The organism is Fodinibius salsisoli (assembly GCF_026229185.1).
In the GTDB taxonomy this organism is placed as follows: Bacteria; Bacteroidota; Rhodothermia; order Balneolales; family Balneolaceae; genus Fodinibius; species Fodinibius salsisoli.
Window position 1 is genome coordinate 293027 of record NZ_JAGGJA010000001.1, and the last position, 19506, is coordinate 312532.

At 52.3% G+C, this 19506-nt stretch carries 3 protein-coding genes; 1 reads left to right on the forward strand and 2 read right to left on the reverse strand.

From position 1 onward, the window contains the following. Window positions 1-106 precede the first annotated feature (106 nt). On the reverse strand, window positions 107-3787 hold the full coding sequence (locus J6I44_RS01085; protein WP_265764084.1) for a porin family protein: 3681 nt from the start codon (window positions 3785-3787) through the stop codon (window positions 107-109). A gap of 62 nt (window positions 3788-3849) precedes the next feature. Beyond that, window positions 3850-15036: a CshA/CshB family fibrillar adhesin-related protein gene (locus tag J6I44_RS01090; RefSeq protein WP_265764085.1), complete on the reverse strand. Its 11187-nt coding sequence runs from the start codon at window positions 15034-15036 to the stop codon at window positions 3850-3852. A gap of 382 nt (window positions 15037-15418) precedes the next feature. Between J6I44_RS01090 and J6I44_RS01095 the strand changes: the two genes are divergently transcribed. Continuing rightward, window positions 15419-19378, forward strand: coding sequence for an ATP-binding protein (locus J6I44_RS01095; protein ID WP_265764086.1), 3960 nt, complete (start codon window positions 15419-15421; stop codon window positions 19376-19378). Window positions 19379-19506 lie beyond the last annotated feature (128 nt).

Genomic DNA, 19506 nt, shown 5'->3' on the forward strand with positions numbered 1-19506 from the left:
GACCCTCAAATAAGATCCCCTTAAATTATCACTACCCTGAAACAAAAAAGCCCGGCACTTTTAAAGTGCCGGGCTTTTTTAATCAATACGTATTACCATTTATCCGTTAATAAATGCCAACAATGTTGATGAACCAGCCGCGGTCATCATAGTCCAGGTCCGTCAGCCGGTCGCTGAAGTCCGTAAAGTTATACCCTGCCCCTATATGCAGGAAATCCGTAATCCGCCGGTCAACCCCCACCAGCACCCCGCGGCGGGCATCATCGGACTCCAGGTTCTCCCGCCAGCGTCCTTCCGCCAGTGCATCCCACCGGCCCCACACCTGGTAGCGTAACTGTAGCGCTGCAAATCGGGTGGTGCTGGTAAACCACTGGTCAAAAGGCCCGGCGCTTCTATTGCGAATCTCCCCCACCCGAAGGGCGCCTTTGGCCGTCAATTCAACTCGCTGGTGCGGCCGGTAGATGGCCTCCAGTGCCCCCACCAACGATCGCTGGTCAAAGTTGCTGCCGGTTAACGCCTGCGCGTCGCTGCCCAACTGACCAACAGACTGCCGGTCATACAGGTAGGTCACCTTCCCAAGCAGTCCCCATCGGGTGCTGTTCCACGGTCGCAGCGACACCCCGAAGTTTGACTCCAAAAAGCGCGCATCCGCCACCGCCGTGGCCTTGTCATCGGTATCGGCATAATTCAGCCGCGTGGCCAGTCGCCAGGATTCATTGATCTTATGACGAATCCGCTGGGTGGTCACCAGCTGGGTCCGCTCCTCGGCGCCAAGATCCCCCCGGTATTCAAACTTGCTGCTCCAGTTGGTCTGCCCGTCCCGGGCCCCTACCGTAGCCGTCACCGACCGACGGTCTACCCGGCCACTCTGGGCTTGCAGGCGCGCCCCGCCCAGCCGAAGCCCCAGCTGCCAATGTTCGGCCGGCATAAAATCCAGCCCCAAGCTGTGCCCCAGACCCGTGTCCGATCCGGACTGGATCTGCTGGCTCTCATGGAACACATTCAGCCGGTCGGTCGCCCGCCAGCGCTGCCCCACCGAGAATCCATCCTGCTGGGTCGGCCCAAACAGGGCGTTGCCCCGGTAGTCCGGCGACCAGCCGTACCGACCGTACACATCGTAGTTTTGGGTGATCTGGTGGCTGGCGTTGACGCTAAAAGACTCCCCGCGCCCCCCCCGGCTGTACTCTCCGCCCAGGCTCGTGCGGTCTCTCCACAGGTACCGGGCCCCGCCCGTCAGCCGGTCATTATCCCGGTAGTCGTCCCCCGACCACAGGTCGGTTTGGCCAATACCATATAGCTCAAGTCCGGCCGCCAGGCGAGCCTCATAGCCTACGGCAGCCAAGAGCGCTTCCCCTTCCGGCCCGCCCAGCGACTCACGCACCTGCCGAACCTCACCGGTCACCGTATGATGATCGTTTATCCGGTAGTCCCCAATCAACTGGGCCTGGGAACGCTCCCGGGCGGCCGTACCGGGTAGCGGTGTGCTGGTCGGCGCTCCACCGGTGGGGGCCGTTACCTGCTGGTGACTCACTTGTCCGCGAAGCTGAAGGCCCTCGCTCACCTGCCCGTCCACTTCGGCGCCCCACTCGCGGATATCATAGCCAAAGTCCCGGCGGGTCACCGAGAACCCTCCGTCCCGTTTGCTCCACCAACTGCTGATCGTCCAGGGATTTCGGTCCCAATATCCGCTGCTATCGCCCCCAAAAACCGTGCCCAGGCTGGCCTGCCCTTCCACACGGTAGGCCTGGCCAGATCGTGACCCGGCCACGCCCTCCGGAATCGTTTCCGTGAAGGTCAAACCACCGTTATCGGAGAAAAAGACCGGCGCCTGAGTCTTATCACTTTGGGCGGCCTCCATCTTCAGATAGGTCCCGCGGCCGGCCCGCAGGGTCAGGTCGCCACCAGCCAGCTGGTAAGCATCGGCGGATCCACGCCCTTCATTAACATAGGTTCCGCCCACGCCTACGTGCTCTCCAAGCCACGCTTTTCCGCGGGCACCGGCGGTAATATTATCGGCGGCCAGCCCGCTCGGGATATATTCGTAATCAATCAGCAACACATTCTGCAGGTCGGCCTGCGGGGTATCGCGTATCAGCTCCTGTCCCTGCTCCTGAACCATCTGGGCTACGGGACGCTTCAAAATAAGCCGTCCCTGCAGGTAATCAATTTCGTAGTCCACGTCTGGTTGCAAGGTCAGCTGCCGGGTGGTCTGACCGGTCGTCACATCGCGCAGCTCCACAGTTATTTGCTCGGACCCAGCCAGCACATCCGTATGCCGCAGGTAGTAGACGCTGGCCCCGGTAGCCACAAATTCGTTGTGCCCATAGACGGTTTGTGCATCCGAGCCAAAACCGGCCAGCTGTAGTTTACTTTGTCCCCATTGGGTGGTGGCCGGCGAATTATACCGCAGGGCTCCACCATACAGTCCGCGCTGGTACCGGGCCGTTTCAGTACCGGTAAACCGGGTCGAGTAATTGCCCCAAAGCGCCTCACTTTTATCCCAGTTCACCCGCACGTAGAACTTCCCCTGAGAATTAATATCCCGGTGGGTGCTTCCATCATCGCCGTATACCGGGTAATACCGGTCGGGGTCAATCCGACGGAACAGATCCTGCGGGTTTTTGCCAAAAAAGCCATCAAACATATGCTGCAGCTCCTCCTCCCGGGTATCGGCCTGGGCGGTAATTAAATACTTACCCTTCACTTTTGCTTTCAGATAGAAGGCCATTCGTCCTTCCACCAACAGATCCTCCTGGAAGTTTTCGCTGCCTTCAATGGGTTCCAAATTGCCATGCAGGCCGTTCTTGGAGGCCGTCACGTCGGCAATACCCACCATAAAAAAGTGGCTCCGGGAGGCCTGCACCTGCAGCGTCCGTTTGATAGGTTCTCCGGATCCGGTCAGCTGGATCTCAAACTGGTGGGACCCGGCCGGCAACAGGTACTCGGCCACAAACCGCTGGTCGCGGTCGACCGGAATAGATCGTCCATTGATGGTTACCTGGTTGACCGCAATCGGAATATTCTGCCCCTGCACCCGAATCGCCGATCCGACAATCGGGATGTTTTGGATGCGAAGATTACTGCGACCAAACACGCTCTCGGTGGCCGCAGCCTGCCCGGAAGCATTCCCTTCTGAGGAGGTTTCGGACCCATCGTAGGCCCGCTGATTGCCAGATCCTGTCTGGCTGTTCATTTGGTTGCCGGTGCGGCGCTGCTGCATCTGTTGCGGGGACAGCAGTTCAATACTCCGGGGATAGGTTTCATCCATCTGCCCGCCCGGACCATATACGCGCATCACATACAGCAAAGAACCACCCTGCTGGAGCCCATGGCCGTCCGGCAGCTGGCCTTCCCACGGAATCTCCATCGACAAACCGGGCTCGACCGGCAGGGTCACCAACGGATTATTCAGGGTTTCATCGCGGCCGCGGTAAATCAATAGTTCCGCCCGCTGGATAAAGGGCGCATAGTTCGCATAGCCCCGGAAGGTGATCGGCTCGGTCAGCTGCTGGCCCTGCAGAGCTGCCACCGAGGTCCCAGATACATTCAGCACTGGGTCCCCCATGGACGGATCTTCGGTGGCCCAGATGCGCCCGCCGCCCGGCAGGTTCACAAACCAGCGACCTCCCTGAGAGGCCGTCAGGGTTGTATCCGATGGGGCCAGACTGCCAGAGGCCTGCCCGGAGGCCCCGGAAGGCCATAGCATCAGCCAAACGCCGATGCACACACAGGCTGCTGCTCTCGTTATGATGCCGGCTCGCTTATAATAGTGTGTAGTCGTATGCATAAAACGATTAAGGTCTAACATTGGAATCAAAAATCGGAGGTTGCGTCAAAAATAAACCGGCGTTAGTCGGCTTGGCCGGAGGCGCTGCCCGCGGTGCGTAGCACACCCGTTGGGGGATTCCCCAACAACGGGCTATCCCGGCGGCCTTCCAGCAGCCGCAAGGCTTTCTGCAGCAGCGGGCGGTATCGCTCGTCGCCGGCCAGCCGGACATCATCAGCCTGCCCCACTAGAATAAGATTATCATCAGGTGTATAGCTGATTCTCACTGGCCCGGAACTCGCCCCGGAAGCTGCGATACGATATCGGTCAGTCGACAGTCCGGACTCAGCCAAGGTCTGTTGCAGGGTTTCTTTCCGACGCTCATTAAGCCCGGCATCACTTGAAGCAGGAATCCCGAACCTCACAGTGACATCGGAATACTCGGCCAAGGCCAAGCTAATGCGTTGCACTATGTACTCGCTTACGAAGTTCAGCTCCGCCGATCCCGCCGGGAAGTGCAGCCGCGTCGGCACCGCGTTATGACGGAAGTCAAATACGTAATCCCAGGCCCGCGGCTCCGGATCAACCTGCAAGTCTTCGATTTGGGGCAGGAGCATGGCAGCTGAGTCTCCGGGCTGCAGGGTAAAGCTGGTCCGACGATTTTGAGCTTTATCCAGTACATCTTTTTCTTCAACAGCCGGATTATCGTAGCTGGCGCCCGTATAGGTTATACGCTCCGCCGGCACGCCTGCTTCTTTAAGATAGGCTGCGATAGCCTCTGCCCGGCGTTCTGACAGATCCTGATTATAATCGTGGCCCAGGTCGTGGTCGGTATGCCCCGCTATTTGGAGGGTACACTCCGGGCGGTCGGCCAAGAACACCGCCAACTGATCCAACAGCTGTGCTGAGGTGGAAATAATGGTCGCCTGGTCCGTCTCAAAATGGACGGCCTTGGGCAGTACTTCGGCTCCCGCACACGGAGGAGGTGGAACCGGAGCAGGCGGGGTAACAGTATCGGCTGTAGCTACGGCGCGCACCCGGTCCTTGTTATTATCCGGCGCAGGATCAGGTTGCTCTGCCCAAGCTGTGGCCGTATTGGTGAATGCGCCAGCGGTATCAATGCGGACCTTCACCATCAGCTGCCGCTGCTGGCCGGGCGCCAGCGGCCCCGGAAGGACGCAGGGCAAGGTATCGCAGCCGGCCCCGCGCACATCGGTCATCTTCAGATTATCGGACCGGTCGCTCAGGCGAATGCCCTCAGCCACGGTCGGCCCGTCGTTGGCCACCGTCAGCCGGTAAGTGACCTGCTGGCCTGGGTGATACGAACTGTCGGCCACCAGAGTCTTGGTAATCGACACATCCGCTGAGGGCCACCAGATCCCAAAATCAAAGCGCACGGGAAGCCCCTGCGTCACCCGGCGTACCAGCGGATTTTCAGTGGTATAAGTGCTGCTTCGTGGCAGGGAGGATCCGTCCACCTTGACCACATAGTTGCGGCCCCGGCGCCAGCTATCCACCTGAATTGCCTCGATATGGTAGCGGCCGTAGCCGTCGGTCTCAATCATCAGCCCACGGGGGGTCGCCAGCCGGGCACCCGGCAGTCCCCAGTCGCTGTAGCCGGCATTGCTTATCCGGTAGATCAACTCGTACTCCCCGTTATCTAATTCATTCAGGGTTCGCTCAACTTCCAGACGTTGGCTGTTAGCTCCCCGTTTCAGCGCTCCTTTCGGATCGCGGCTGATTACCCCGGAACCATCCATCCGTAACTGAGTGCCTTCGTCGCTGGTCAGGCTGAAATCTCCGGTCAAATCAGGGGTGCGCAGTCGCTGGCGAATCACAATTTCGGCCGGTTCTGCCCCCACTGATTCCCGACCGCCCAGATCGCCCAGCTCCAATCCTTTCAGCAGTGGTGCACTGCCGTCGGGGACGGCCTCAGGGCCCGTTCCTCGGTCAATGGCGGTGCTGCCCGGCACGTAGGCATCCGGTGTGAAACCGCCCTGTGCGTGCAGATCCGTAGCGGTCGCCTTATCCTGCCAGCCGTCGCGATCGTGGTCGCGGAAAACCGTACCAAGCACGCGTGTCTCATCCATCATCGGATCCCCTTCCAGCATAACAGAGGCTTCATCTTCCCCGCTCACAGGAGAGCCATTCCGCGCGGCATAAGCCACATTGCGCAGCGCCCCGGGCAGGGCCGTCGCGCCCACCCGCATCACGTAGCTGACGGTGGCTTGTCCACCCGCGGGTACATCTATTTGACCGATCCTCAGGGGACGGAGCCCTTCCACCAGCCCCGCATTATCCATGTCGGTAACCCCCAGGCTCTGCTCCACATAGGAGAGCCCCGGGGGCGGAGTATCGACCAGCTGCACGCCCTTCACCGGCACCTCCGAGAGATTATCAATAGTAACCGTATAGGGGACAAAGCCGCCTGCCCGGGCCGTCAGGTTCTGGGCCTGTTTGGTGATGCGAAGCTCGGGAGCCTGAGCCGTCGCACTCACCGCATCATTGTTATTCTCCAAATCCGTATCCTCTTCGGCCCCATTTGCGGATGCGGTGTTATCAAAGGAACCAGCGGCCTGGATGGTGGCCAGTACCGTGATATTTGCTTGATCTTCTGCTGGCAAAGAGGGTATCGTACAGGGGAAGCTACTGCAGCCCGCCCCGCTGGCCTCATCAATCCTCAGATTCGTCGGAGTGTCTTCCACCACCACCCCCGTGGCCTCGGAGGGACCATTATTAGTGACCGTAATCACATACTCCAGCTGCTGGCCCGCCACATATGGACCTTCGGTCTCCAGGGTCTTTTTAACGGAGACGTCCGTTAACTTTTGAGCCGTCCCACTGTTATTTTGATCATCGTCCGTATTGTTGGTGAGTTCTGGATCCTCGATGCTTTCACTTTCAGCGGTTGCGATATTATCAAATTGTCCTCCTCCATCAATGGTAGCCGTCACATCGATCGTTGTTTGTGCACCGACGGCCAGCGACGAAATAGTACAAGGTAATTCGGAGCAAGCTCCTACTACGCCGGTAATAGTCAAATTTTGGGGCGTATCCGTTATCTCAACATCCCTTGCAACGGAAGGTCCCTCATTATCTACAACTAATCTATAGGATACTTCCTGGCCTGCTTTGTAAGGGCCTGCGGTTTGAAGGGATTTCGCTATCGAGACATCTGCGAGGGTATTAGCCGTTCCTCCATCGCTGTCCGTATTATCCGAATTATCGCCATCATTTTCTGACGGGGTCGCCGTAGCCGTGTTATTAAAATCACCAGAGGCATCAATCGTTGCTGTAACGTTAATAGAAGTTTGTCCCCCAGCGGACAGTGAAGGGATGGTACAGGGAAAGCTGCTACAGTCGGTGCCACTGACTCCCACAATGGTAAGATTTTCAGGCGTATCGGTTATAACGATATCCGTCGCTTCCGAGGGGCCATCATTGGCTATAAACAAGGTGTATCTCACTTTTTGATCGACCTTATACGGACCACTTGTGCTTAAGATCTTATCCAGGGAAACATCCACCGAAGCATTTGCTGACCCACCGTTTTCCGGATCATCATCGGTATTATCCGATGGATTCGGATCATCCACCGATGAGGTAACGGTGACGGAATTATTAAATGCACCCTCTTCATCAATGGTTGCCGTTATGGTAACGGTTGTTTGCCCGTCGGCTGCCAAAGAGGTTATGGTACAGGGGAAGTTGCTGCAACCGGCCCCGCTCACATTAGTGATGGTCAAATTCGTGGGTGATTCCGTTATTTCTATCTCCTTTACCGCCGATGGACCATCATTCGATACGACAAGCTCATATTCTATCTGTTGGCCGGCACTATAAGGGCCTGTGGTTATAAGCGTCTTATTTACGGACAGATCGGCCGAAGCATTTGCTGATCCTCCATTTTCCGGGTCACCATCAGTATTATCCGATGGATCCGGATCATCTTCGGTCGGGGTAGCCGTTGCTTTGTTGTCAAAAGCGCCGGATTCTTCTATTGTGGCCATAACGGTCACCTGTCTCTCTTCACCATCCGGAATGGAAGCGATCGTGCACGGCAGCGTGGTACAAGCGCCGCTGACATTGTCGATACTCAGATTCGTCGGCGTATCCTCCACCAAGACACCGGTGGCTTCAGAGGGACCGCTATTGGAAATTGTCAGGGTATATTCTATTTGCTGGCCATCAACATACGGCGCCGGGGTAACCAACGTTTTCGTCAGGGCAACATCGGCAGATTGTTGCCCGCTGTCTCCATCCCTTCCGGTGTTATTTTCCGGATTAGGGTCGTCTTCGTTCGGTGTGGCCGTAGCAGTATTACCAAACGAACCGGCACTATTGATCGTGGCGGTTACCGTAATAGACGTTTCATTTCCGGAAGCCAGCGATGGAATGGTACAAGGGAAGCTGCTACATCCACTGCCACTAACATTGGTAATCGTCAGATTCGTCGGCGTGTCCGTCACCTCAATGCCCGTAGCCTCGGAGGGACCGTTGTTATTAATCGCGATGGTATAGTCCACCTGCTGACCTGCCGCATAAGGGCCACCCGTATTCAGGGTTTTGGTTACAGCAACATCCGCAGACGGGTTCGGATTGGGCGTAGATCCGCCTGTATTATCATTCGGATCCGGATCGGGGGTATCACTGTCAACGGTAGTGGTATTCGCGTAGTCCCCGTCATCCAGCACGGTTGCGGTCAGATCCAGGCTTGCATTAGCGCCATCGGCTAAACTGCCGACGGTCCATATGCCCGAGCTCTCATCATAGCTGCCGGCCGTAGCTTGTGCACCCACAAAATCATAACCGCTGGGCAGCTGGTCGGTTACCGTTACTCCTGTGGCCTCTGATGGTCCGGCATTGGATATTGACAACGTAAAGGTGACTTGCTTACCTACATCAGGAGTTGCATTATCAACAGACTTGCTCATCGAAAGATCGGCCGAAGCATCAGCAGAACCTCCGTTCTCCGTATCATCCGTATTATTCGACGGTTCGGAATCCTCCTCAGCAGGCGTTACCGTAACCGTGTTGTCGAATGCCCCCGGACTATCAATCGTGGCCATGACCGTTACACTGGTTTTTGCACCGGAGGCCAGGGAAGCAATGGTACAGGGCAGGGTAGTACAAGCTCCACTGACGTTGTCTATGCTCAGGTTCGTCGGGGTATCTGTTACTTCGATATTGGTTGCTTCCGAGGGCCCATCGTTGGAAATGTCCAGCGTGTACCGTACCTGTTGACCATCAACATACGAGCCAGGCGTATCCAGTGTTTTATCCACAGAAACATCTACCAGGGCTGAGCCACTGCTTCCATCGTTGTCGGTGTTATTTTCCGGAGTCGGATCATCCTGTGCGGCATTGATGGTCGCCGTATTATCAAACGATCCCGGGGTATCGATGGTAGCCAGAAGCGTAATTTCTCTCTGGTCGCTGGCAGGTATCGAAGACAGGTCGCATGGCAGGCTGGAACAGGCCCCGCTCACATTGTTTACGGTAAGGTTTGTGGGCGTATCGATGACCAGCGCGCCCGTTGCCTCCGATGGACCGGCGTTGGAAACGGTAATCGTATATTGAACCTCCTCCCCATCCACATAGGGACCCGGGGTATCCAATGTTTTGGTCAGCGACAAATCAGCCAACAGATCACCACTGTCACCATCACTTCCGGTGTTGTTTCCAGGATTGGGATCATTTTCACTGGGCGTAGCGGTAGCCGTATTCCTAAATGAACCGGCCTCATCTATCGTAGCTTGTACCGTCATAGTCGTCTCATCGCCTGAAGCCAGCGACGGAATTGTACACGGCAGTGTGGTACAGGCACCACTGACATTGTCAATAATGATGTTCGTCGGGGTATCCGTTACGTTAATGCTGGTTGCCTCCGACGGGCCCGCATTGGAAATCAGAATCTCAAAGGTAACCGTTTCGCCAGCATTGTAGGGACCATCGGTAACGAGGGTCTTCGTCAGAGCGACATCCGCTGAAGGATCGGCTGATCCACCGTTTCCATCGTCGTCGGTATTGTTATCTGGCGTCGGATCATCTTCGTTCGGGGTCGCCGTGGCGACATTGTCAAAGGATCCTTCCTGCTCAATTGTAGCCGTCACATCAATCGTAGTCTCATCTCCGCTGGCCAGGGACGGAATAGTGCAGGGGAAACTGCTGCAGCCGCTACCCGATACATTAGCAATGCTCAGGTTCGTTGGCGTGTCCGTTACCTCGATCCCCGTCGCCTCTGAAGGACCCGTATTGGCTACCGTCAGGGTATAACTGATCTCTTGTCCCGCTACATACGAACCTTCCGTATCCAGGGTCTTGTCTATCGATACATCGGCCGAGGGATCAGCGTTGCCGCCGGTGCCGGGATCTTCATTATTGTTCGGATCCGGATCCGGCGTATCGGAGGTGACCGTGGCCGTATTCTGGAAATCTCCGGCTTCGTCAATGGTGGTCGTCACCGTAATCGTGGTCGAGCCGTCGGCCGCCAAGCTTGGGATCGTACACGGTAGCTCCGTACACGCACCCGAGACGTCCGTGATCGTCAGGTTCTCCGGAGTATCGGTCACGTCAATATTCGTGGCTTCCGAAGGACCGGCATTGGTTATCTTCAGCGTATAATTAACCTCTTGTCCTGCCGCATAGGGACCTTCCGTATCCAGGGTCTTAGTTATGGAAATATCAGACGAAGTCCCGGCCTCGCCGCCGTTTTCCGGATCGTCATCGTCGTTATCGCTGGGATCCGGATCATCGGTATCGGAGGTCACGGTAACACCATTCTGAAAGGGCCCTTCCGCGTCGATTGTAGCCGTTACGCTAAGCACCTGCTGATCGCCGCTGGTCACCGTCGGAATGATACACGGAAAGCTGCTGCAACCACCTCCGCTCACCTCCGTGATTGTCAGATTTGTCGGCGTTTCGGTAATTTCTACATTTTGGGCATCCGAGGGACCCGCATTCGCAACCGTGACCGTGTACTGTACTTCCTGACCAGCGCTGTAGGGTCCGGCCGTATCCAACGTCTTGTCTATTGAGACATCCGCTGACGGATCGGCGGAACCGCCATCCGTGCTTGTATTATTATCTTCATTGGGATCGTTTTCTGTAGGCGTAGCAGTAACCTCATTATCAAAATCACCCTCCGCATCAACCGTCGCTGTTACCGAAATGGTCGTTTGGCTTCCCTCCGCCAAATTCGGGACGGTACAGGGAAAGCTACTACAGCCGGAACCACTGACACCGGTAATCGTCAGATTCGTCGGATTTTCTTCCACCAAAATACCGGTCGCATCCGAAGGGCCATTATTACTGAGCGTTATGGTGTAGGCTACTTCCTGCCCGGCATTGTATGGGCCCGCAGTGTCCAGCACCTTCGTAATCGCAACATCAGCAGAAGCATCGCCGCTATCGCCGTCGTTGTCCCTATTGTCATCCGGATTTGGATCCTCTTCACTTGGCGTAGCCGTTGCAGTGTTACCAAAGGCCCCTTCTTCCTGCACGGTACCTGTCACCGATATAGTCGTTGTGCTACTGTTAGCCAGGTTGGGAATGGTACAAGGAAAGGACGTGCATCCACTACCCGATACATTATCGATAGTCAGGTTTGTAGGTGTATCCGTAACCTCAATATTGGTTGCGTCGGAGGGACCATTATTCGTGATGGCAATTTGATAGTCAACGGACTGCCCGGCTACATACGGTCCGGACGTATCCAAATTCTTTGTCAATGTTATATCTGCCTGCGGAACAGGATTTGGTGTAGACGTCCCCGTCTCATTGCCTGGATTGGGATCATCCTCATCGCCGGTAACCGACGCCGTATTTTCATAGTCGCCGTCAGCCAGTACTGTGGCTGTAATGTCAAGAGTGGCATTGGTCCCATCAGCCAAGGTGCCAATCGTCCATGTGCCGCTTCCTGAATCATAGCTGCCCATGCTAGGTGTTGCGCTCACGAAGCTATAGCCGCTCGGCAGCTGGTCGATCACGCTGACGCCCGTCGCTTCCGAGGGACCCGCGTTGGTCGCCGTGATGGTAAAGATCACATCTTGACCCACATCCGGATTGGCATTGTTAACGGTCTTGGTCAACGACAAGTCTGCTTCGGGATCTGCCGTGCCGCCATTCCCGGAACCGTCGGTATTATTATCCTCATTTGGATCATATTCATCCGCATTTGCTGTCGCCTCATTGTCAAAGGCCCCGGCCGCATCAATGGTAGCCGTTATATTGATGGTTGTTGAACCACCGCTGGCCAGGCTGGGGATGGTACAAGGAAAACTGCTACAGCCACTGCCCGATACGTTATCCATGGTTAAATTAGTCGGCGTATCTTCCACTACAATATTTGTGGCCTGCGAGGGACCGTAGTTACTTATCTCCAGCGTGTACTGTATCTGCTGATCTACTTTAAAAGGTCCATTTGTATCCAGGGTTTTGATCACTTCTACATCAGCTGAAGCACTGGGATTGGGTTCGCTGGTATCCTCATCATTATTGGGATCCGGATCTTCCTGGTCGGAATTACTGACCGATGCCGTATTCTCATAAGGACCAGACGGCTCTACCGTAGCTGTAATATCTAACGTGACTGCAGCCCCGTTTGCTACGGTTCCAATAGTCCAAATTCCGGTACCATCGCTATAATTGCCCTGGCTTGCCGTCGCACTAACAAAACTAAAACCAGAAGGCAATTGGTCTGTAATGCTCACATTCGTCGCCTCTGCCGTACCGTTATTGGTGACACTTACGGTAAAGATTACATCTTCGCCTACATTAGGTGTTGCATTGTCAACGGACTTACTCACCGCTAAATCTGCAACAGGAATGGGTTCTGTAACCTGATCCTCCTCCTCCACGGGATCTCCTGCAGGGTCATCCCCCGTTGCGGTGGCCGTATTCACCACTTCTTCGGCATCTACATCGGATGAAGTGACAGTATAGGTTCCGGTTAGTGTACAGCCATCACCGACATTAAGTGTTCCACACGATTCTGTATCGGGTGTTAACATCGGATCGGTAATTGCTACATTCGCAAGCGTTACATTGCCCGAGTTCGTGGCCGTAATAGTATATTCCAGCTCACTACCCTCCACTATGGGCGAAGGCACATTTGTCAATCCCTTCTCAACGGTCAGTTCCGGAGTTTGATCGGCTGTCACCGTTGCCTCGTCGGTTTCTCCAATCACTGTTCCGCCTGGATCCTCCCCAGAAGCTGTCGCTGTATTCGTAATTTCGCCATTATCCACGTCCTGCTGGGTGACTGTGTATTCAACCGGACCACAATCGGTGCTCTCGCCCGGCGCCAGGGTGGTTAAACTACAGGGCACTGTTCCGCCCAGCATAGGATCTTCCACCTCGATATTTTCCATCGTTACATTACCAGTGTTCATCACGGCAAAGCTGTATTCAATGGTTTCGCCGGATGCTCCATACGTCACCGGATCTGTACTTTTGACCAAATCTAAAGCGGCATTCTGTTCAACTGTTACCATATAGTCATCACAGTGCTCCGCATCGGTGCAAGAGGGGCCGGGAGCAGGAGTATTTCCATCGTTAAAAGGATCGCGCCCACCGGCAATACTGGCATAGTTTGTTTGCTGACCAATAGCATCTTCCGTAACCTGAACAGGCAGCTCTATTACCGATGTATCCCCAGCTTGGCCAGCCGCTTCTATGACTTCAGAAGTTTCACAAGTCACTTCCTGGCCCGCATAAGTACAACTCCAGCCATTAGTAGTATATGTGCCGGTCCAGTCGGGCTCAATACCGGTGGGTAACTGATCACGGACCGTTACTGGCTCTACTGGTGTATCAGGGAGATCACCGGTACCAACCGGACCGTTGTTGGTTACTGTCAAGTCATATCGGGCGTTTTGCTCCCCTACATCCCAGGTACCACCGGTAGCGTTACTGCTTTTAGTTACAGACAGCTCAGGAGCAGTAATCTCCATTACATGGTCCTCGGCCTCTCCATCACTGGCCGTTCCTGCTGGGCCAGTGATTTCTGTACTATTTGTGCTGAATCTCAGGCGTACATAACTGGTACCCGCCGTTAGATCTGAAGAGATCGTCCACGACAGGTTTGCCGTCCCTCCTGAACAGAGCGATTCCGCACGTTCTGTCGGACTATCAAATGTTCCATTTCTATCAAAGTCAATCCAACCGGCTACCGAACCACTGCCTGTACAAGGGATAGTCTCTGACAAGGTTTCTCCTTCCTGAAGGACCGTAATGGTGTAGTTATCGGGCCAGGCATCTTCTTCGCTATTACCATTATCATCAGTCGCAGCATTGGTATCATAGTCCTGCTCAAGCTCTGTATCGGGTCCCTGACTACCAACGAAATTATCCATCGAAGGTGCCAGACCACCTGGTTGATAACCGGAATCATTTAGATCATACTGATTTCCATCCGCCGGCAAATTATCATCTTGGAATTGTAAATCATTAACCAAATGCATAGCATCTCCATAACTGGCCGGTGCATCCCCGAAATCCGCATATGGCACCAATAGACCAATGGCGATGGCTGTTGTCCCTCCACCCTCAATGCTAAAGTCCATGCTTATACTGTTACTGGGGTTGGTAAAAGATAGAAAAGTTACGGCGGCTGTTTCATCATCTGTGCCAGGGCCGAAACGGATAGTTTGCAGGCTTCCATTATTAGTTTTTACTGCATTATAGACTCCTGCACCAGGATTTTGTGCCATCTCTACTACATTCCAGGTACCTTCGGCCGTCGCCTCCACATATTCGGTACCAGTATTAATCGCCTCTGCATCAGCCATAACCAGCCCCTTAAGGTTATAAGCCTGCCCGCCTAATGTTGCGGTACACCCAATCGTAAAATCGGCAACTCCACCTGATCGACTAATCCCATTAATTAATTGATTATTTCCACCAGTACCTCCAATATTATACAAATCATCCAATATGTCACCTTGCCAATCACCAGGACGGTAACTTTGTAATTGAGGAGTCCCCCCACCTGAATGTGAAACGGCGTCGATACTACATTGAATGTTCAGCTGTGATCCTCCTGCTACCTGAATACTCGCTGAGGATAAAGAACCTACATTCAAGGGCTGATTGGGCGTTCCATTTTCACCTCCTCCCCATGTTAGCCAGAGAACCTGGTCACGATAGGGGCTGCTGCCCCCTGTGGCATATTGTGCATGGGCAATGCTTCCCAGCAACATGAATAAGCAGAAAAGTAGAAATGCCTTAAAAGCCTGTTTATGATCGTAGGCAGTTGAATATATATGCATGCCTGTAGTATGATAGTTGTTAGGTAATAATGGCTATCTATAAAGAGGGTCTATCTTGATATATCCTTATCAATTAGATTGCGCTAATGTCTGATAAACACAGACTCAACGCTCTAATCTGAAAGGATACTCCAATGATGATGTCCCATAAAAAGATGAGATGATAATCCGTTATAACTTTAAATATTATCTCATCTTTGACCCGATCACCCAATCACTTGAATGATCAGTGCGAATGTAGCCTGTTGTGCCCCAAAGGTGTTTGAACTTATTTGTAGTAATATTTGAAACTATATGTTATTTTAGCACCTTTTGATTAAAACCCGTGTTATTTAATTAACAGGATAGTATTCATTTCTTTTTGGAAGCCTACTAACTATTCATGATGAAGTGGATTCGTTACATCGTTTTTTCTTTCTTCTTGGGTCTGACTCTTTCTTCTTTTACGGAAGTTTATGCACAATCTCTGCCTGATATCGAAGGACTTCAGCCCTTCATCCGTACCTTTCAACCGTCTGACTATCAGGCCCGTCCACAAAACTGGGATGTAGTCCAGGACCCCGACGGACTGATCTATGCTGCCAATACGGGTGGAGTTTTACAATACGACGGCTACCGGTGGGAGAAGATATCAATGCCTAAGCATAATGTTGTCAGGCAGGTGGAGTTCTATCGTGATACGCTATTTGTGGGCGGCAGAGGTACCTGGGGTTACATTAAAAAGGACTCGACCGGGCAGGCGACCTACATTCCATTGGTTAAAAAAACCGAAGAAGCGGGCATCAGAGTCGATAAAATAAGGATGATGGCAAGCACCCCTAAAGGGCTTTATTTTAACACTGGAGCTCGTCTCCTGCGATGGTACCAGGGAAAGATCTATCCATTTCCCGACTCTTTGAAGATTAAAAGAATGTTCAAAGTGCCAAACAAAGGGTTGTTGGCCTTTCTCCAGAATGGAAAAATTATGGCCATTAACGGGCAAGAGATTAATCCTGTTTACACAGGAACAGCCCTAAAAAAAAGGGGTGTCAGGAACGCCTATGATATTGGAGGCAGCCGCCTGGCGCTTTTTACTCTTAATGGCACCTATATTTTACAAAACAACCGCGTTACTCCGTGGATCACAGAAGCCCAGAGTTTGATTAAGGAGACCAAGATTACTCATACCAAACGCCTTCCCGGTGGTAACTTTGCATTAGCCACAAGAAAAGGGCTTATTGTTATTTCCCCTTCCGGCCATTTGATTGCCAATATAAACAAAGCGAACGGTCTGCCAACGGATTTTATCATAAACATTTTCGTTGACCAAGCGGAGAATGTATGGCTTTCAATGAACAACGGCTTAGCTGTTATGAATCTAAATTCTCCGGTCAGCCATTTTGCAAAAGATACGTTTGCAGGTAGAGTTAACGACATTGCTTTCTACAACCATCACCTGTATATCGCCACCACACAAAATGCCTATAAACTCATCTCATCCAAACACCAAGCAATATTTAAAAGGCTACATCAAACGAATAATCAATGCTGGTCGCTGCTTCCTACCCGCCAGGAATTATTCCTGAACTGTACACGCAACATCCAGTTGATAAAAAATAACAGCAACCACTCCCGGGAGATTTTAATTCGCCGTCCTGCATACGGCTTAACAACACCGTCTCAATATGATTCAACAACCATATATGCCCACTCTAATAACGGGTTATTCCCGATTCATCTGGTAGACGGGCAATGGGAAGCCGGAAAATTTCTCTACAGGGGACGGTTTGGCTCAACCTATGTTATAGGGAAGAACGAGCTTATCACAAGGTCAGCAAGAAAAGGGGTATTACGTATTAAAATGGCCAAAGATACCGTTATTACACAACCCTTTGCCGAACAAAAAGTATCTCCGTCAAGCAGAATAAGGATTTACAAAATGGGGCGCTTGTTTGCGTTCCCAACGGATACCAGTCTCGTCTGGTTCAAAGTTAAGAAAAAGGGAATTCAGATTGTGCCCGATCCGGTTCCGAACCTGGCTCTCAAAAGAGTTCAGCCTCTGGATAGCACAACGGCCTGGGGTTGGGATGGCAAAACTTTCTTTAAGTTAACAAAAGACAATACGGGTTGGCACGGAGAACCCCTCAATACCGGAATATACCATCCATATAACCTGGATGGGATATTTCCAACCAAAGAGCATGGTTTATGGATCAGCGGTGATGGCAAGCTCGTTCATATTCGGACGAAAAAGCCTGCAGGTAAAGTTGAACCACCCCAAACACCCGTCGTCCGAAGTATTACAGGCATAAACGGAAAGCCTGTCCCCTTTAATAAAAGTAAGGGAGCGGTCGTTGGGAACCAATTTAAGGGATTTCGGATAAACTATTCATCCTTGCCTTATTTATCATCAGATAGAGTACAATATCAGACGCGGCTGACGGGATTTAGTGACCAATGGTCTCCCTGGACCCAAGAGCCCTTTGTGAATTACAGCAACCTTTCTCCCGGTGATCATACCCTACATGTACGTGCCAGAAATCAGGCTAACCTTATTAGTCCTACAGCCACTTTACAACTGTATATTGAGCCCCACTGGTATCAAACCTGGTGGGCCAGGCTGATATTTTCAGTCATACTGCTAATGATCCTTGCAGGGGTTATTTATTTGATCACCAATCGTTATCGCTTGCAAAACTACCGGCTCCGGCGTCGTGTGGCTGAGCGGACAAGGGAACTTTCCCTCAGCAGAGATAAGATTTCCCGGCAGGCCAACCGGCTGGAGGAACTTAACCAGCTCAGAACACAGTTTTATACAAATATTAGTCATGAACTGCGAACACCTCTGACCCTTATTGCCGGGCCCATTAAACATATTTTAACCGATAATATCCGGGATCCCCAAAAAATACGGACAACGCTTAAATCTACACTGCAAAACAGCCAGCGCCTGCACCGCCTGGTGACCCAGCTGCTTGATTTAGAAAAAACAGATTCTGACAATCTAAACATCCATGTTTCCAAGAATGATCTGACTGATTTTATCAGGAAAGTGATGAGCTCTTTTGAATCGTTTGCTGATAGCAGGGAGATAACATTAACGGCAAACCTCCCGGATCATCCCTGTTATATCTATTACGACGCCGAACAGCTCGAAAAAGTGCTGACAAATTTACTATCCAATGCAATAAAATTCACCTCCGAAGGTGGAAAAGTATCAGTTACATTAATGAAGAACGACGATACGGTTGCCATTGAAGTAAAAGACAACGGGATTGGAATAAATGAAGAGGACCTGGATCACATATTTAGTCGTTTTTACCAGGTTGACTCCTCGATGACGCGAGAGGAAGGCATAGGGATTGGGCTTTCGCTCTCCTATCAATTAGTTGAGCTGCATCATGGTAAGCTGAGTGTTCAAAGTGAACACGGTGAAGGTAGCACCTTTACAATCCGTCTGTTAAAAGGCAGCGCCCACTTTAGCAGCGAACGGATTGAAGATCACCCCGAAGATGTTTCCTCAGAGAACGAGTCAGCGACGACTCCTGAATTGGCCGGCCTTAAACAACAAGACAACGGAAAGTCAAAACCAACCTCAGGCGACCGGGACAAGAAAACATTGCTTATCATTGATGATAATGAAGATATGTGCCGGTATATACGGGATGTCATGGAAGCCGACTACTGTGTCGTCGAAGCCCATAATGGGAGGGCCGGGCTTAGGATTGCCCGAAAAAAACTGCCGGATATGATCCTTTGCGATGTGATGATGCCGAAAATGGACGGATTTACCTTTACAGATCGACTTAAAAAGGATCCGATGACTGCAGCTATTCCGATTATCTTCTTAACCGGCCGGGCTGATAAAGCGGGCCGGCTTGAAGGCCTGGAAACCGGCGCTGACGATTATCTCACGAAACCGTTTGATGCCGATATTCTTCAGGTCCGCATAAGGAACATGATTGAACAACGCATGCGGCTGAGAAAGTTATTACAAGATGATCCACCTGAACCGGAATCAGAAAATGGCCGGATCCAAACCCCGTTCGAGAAACGTGTACGGACTGTGATTATGGAGAATATGACTGATGAACAATTTGGTGTGCAAGAGCTGGCTGAGGCTTTACAACTAAGTAATTCATATCTTACACACAAGTTAAAAAAGGAAACTGATATGTCCGCCTCTGTCTATATCCGAAACTTACGCCTTGAACAAGCAGCCAAAATGCTTAAAAACAGTCAGGGGAATGTCTCCGAGATTGCCTATAGTGTTGGTTTTAACAGTCTTTCATATTTCAGCCGGAGTTTTAAGGAGCAATTTGGCTCTTCTCCTTCTAAACTGATCCCTGCCAAGGATTCGTAAAACACGAGCTTCACTTCTCACTTGAGGTCCATCTCTGCCCACTCGTTTGCATAATATTTTAAAAAAGTAAACTCATGTAGTCTTTTATTCTGCTTAGGACAATAATCTGGTTTATTTGTTATCCTGTT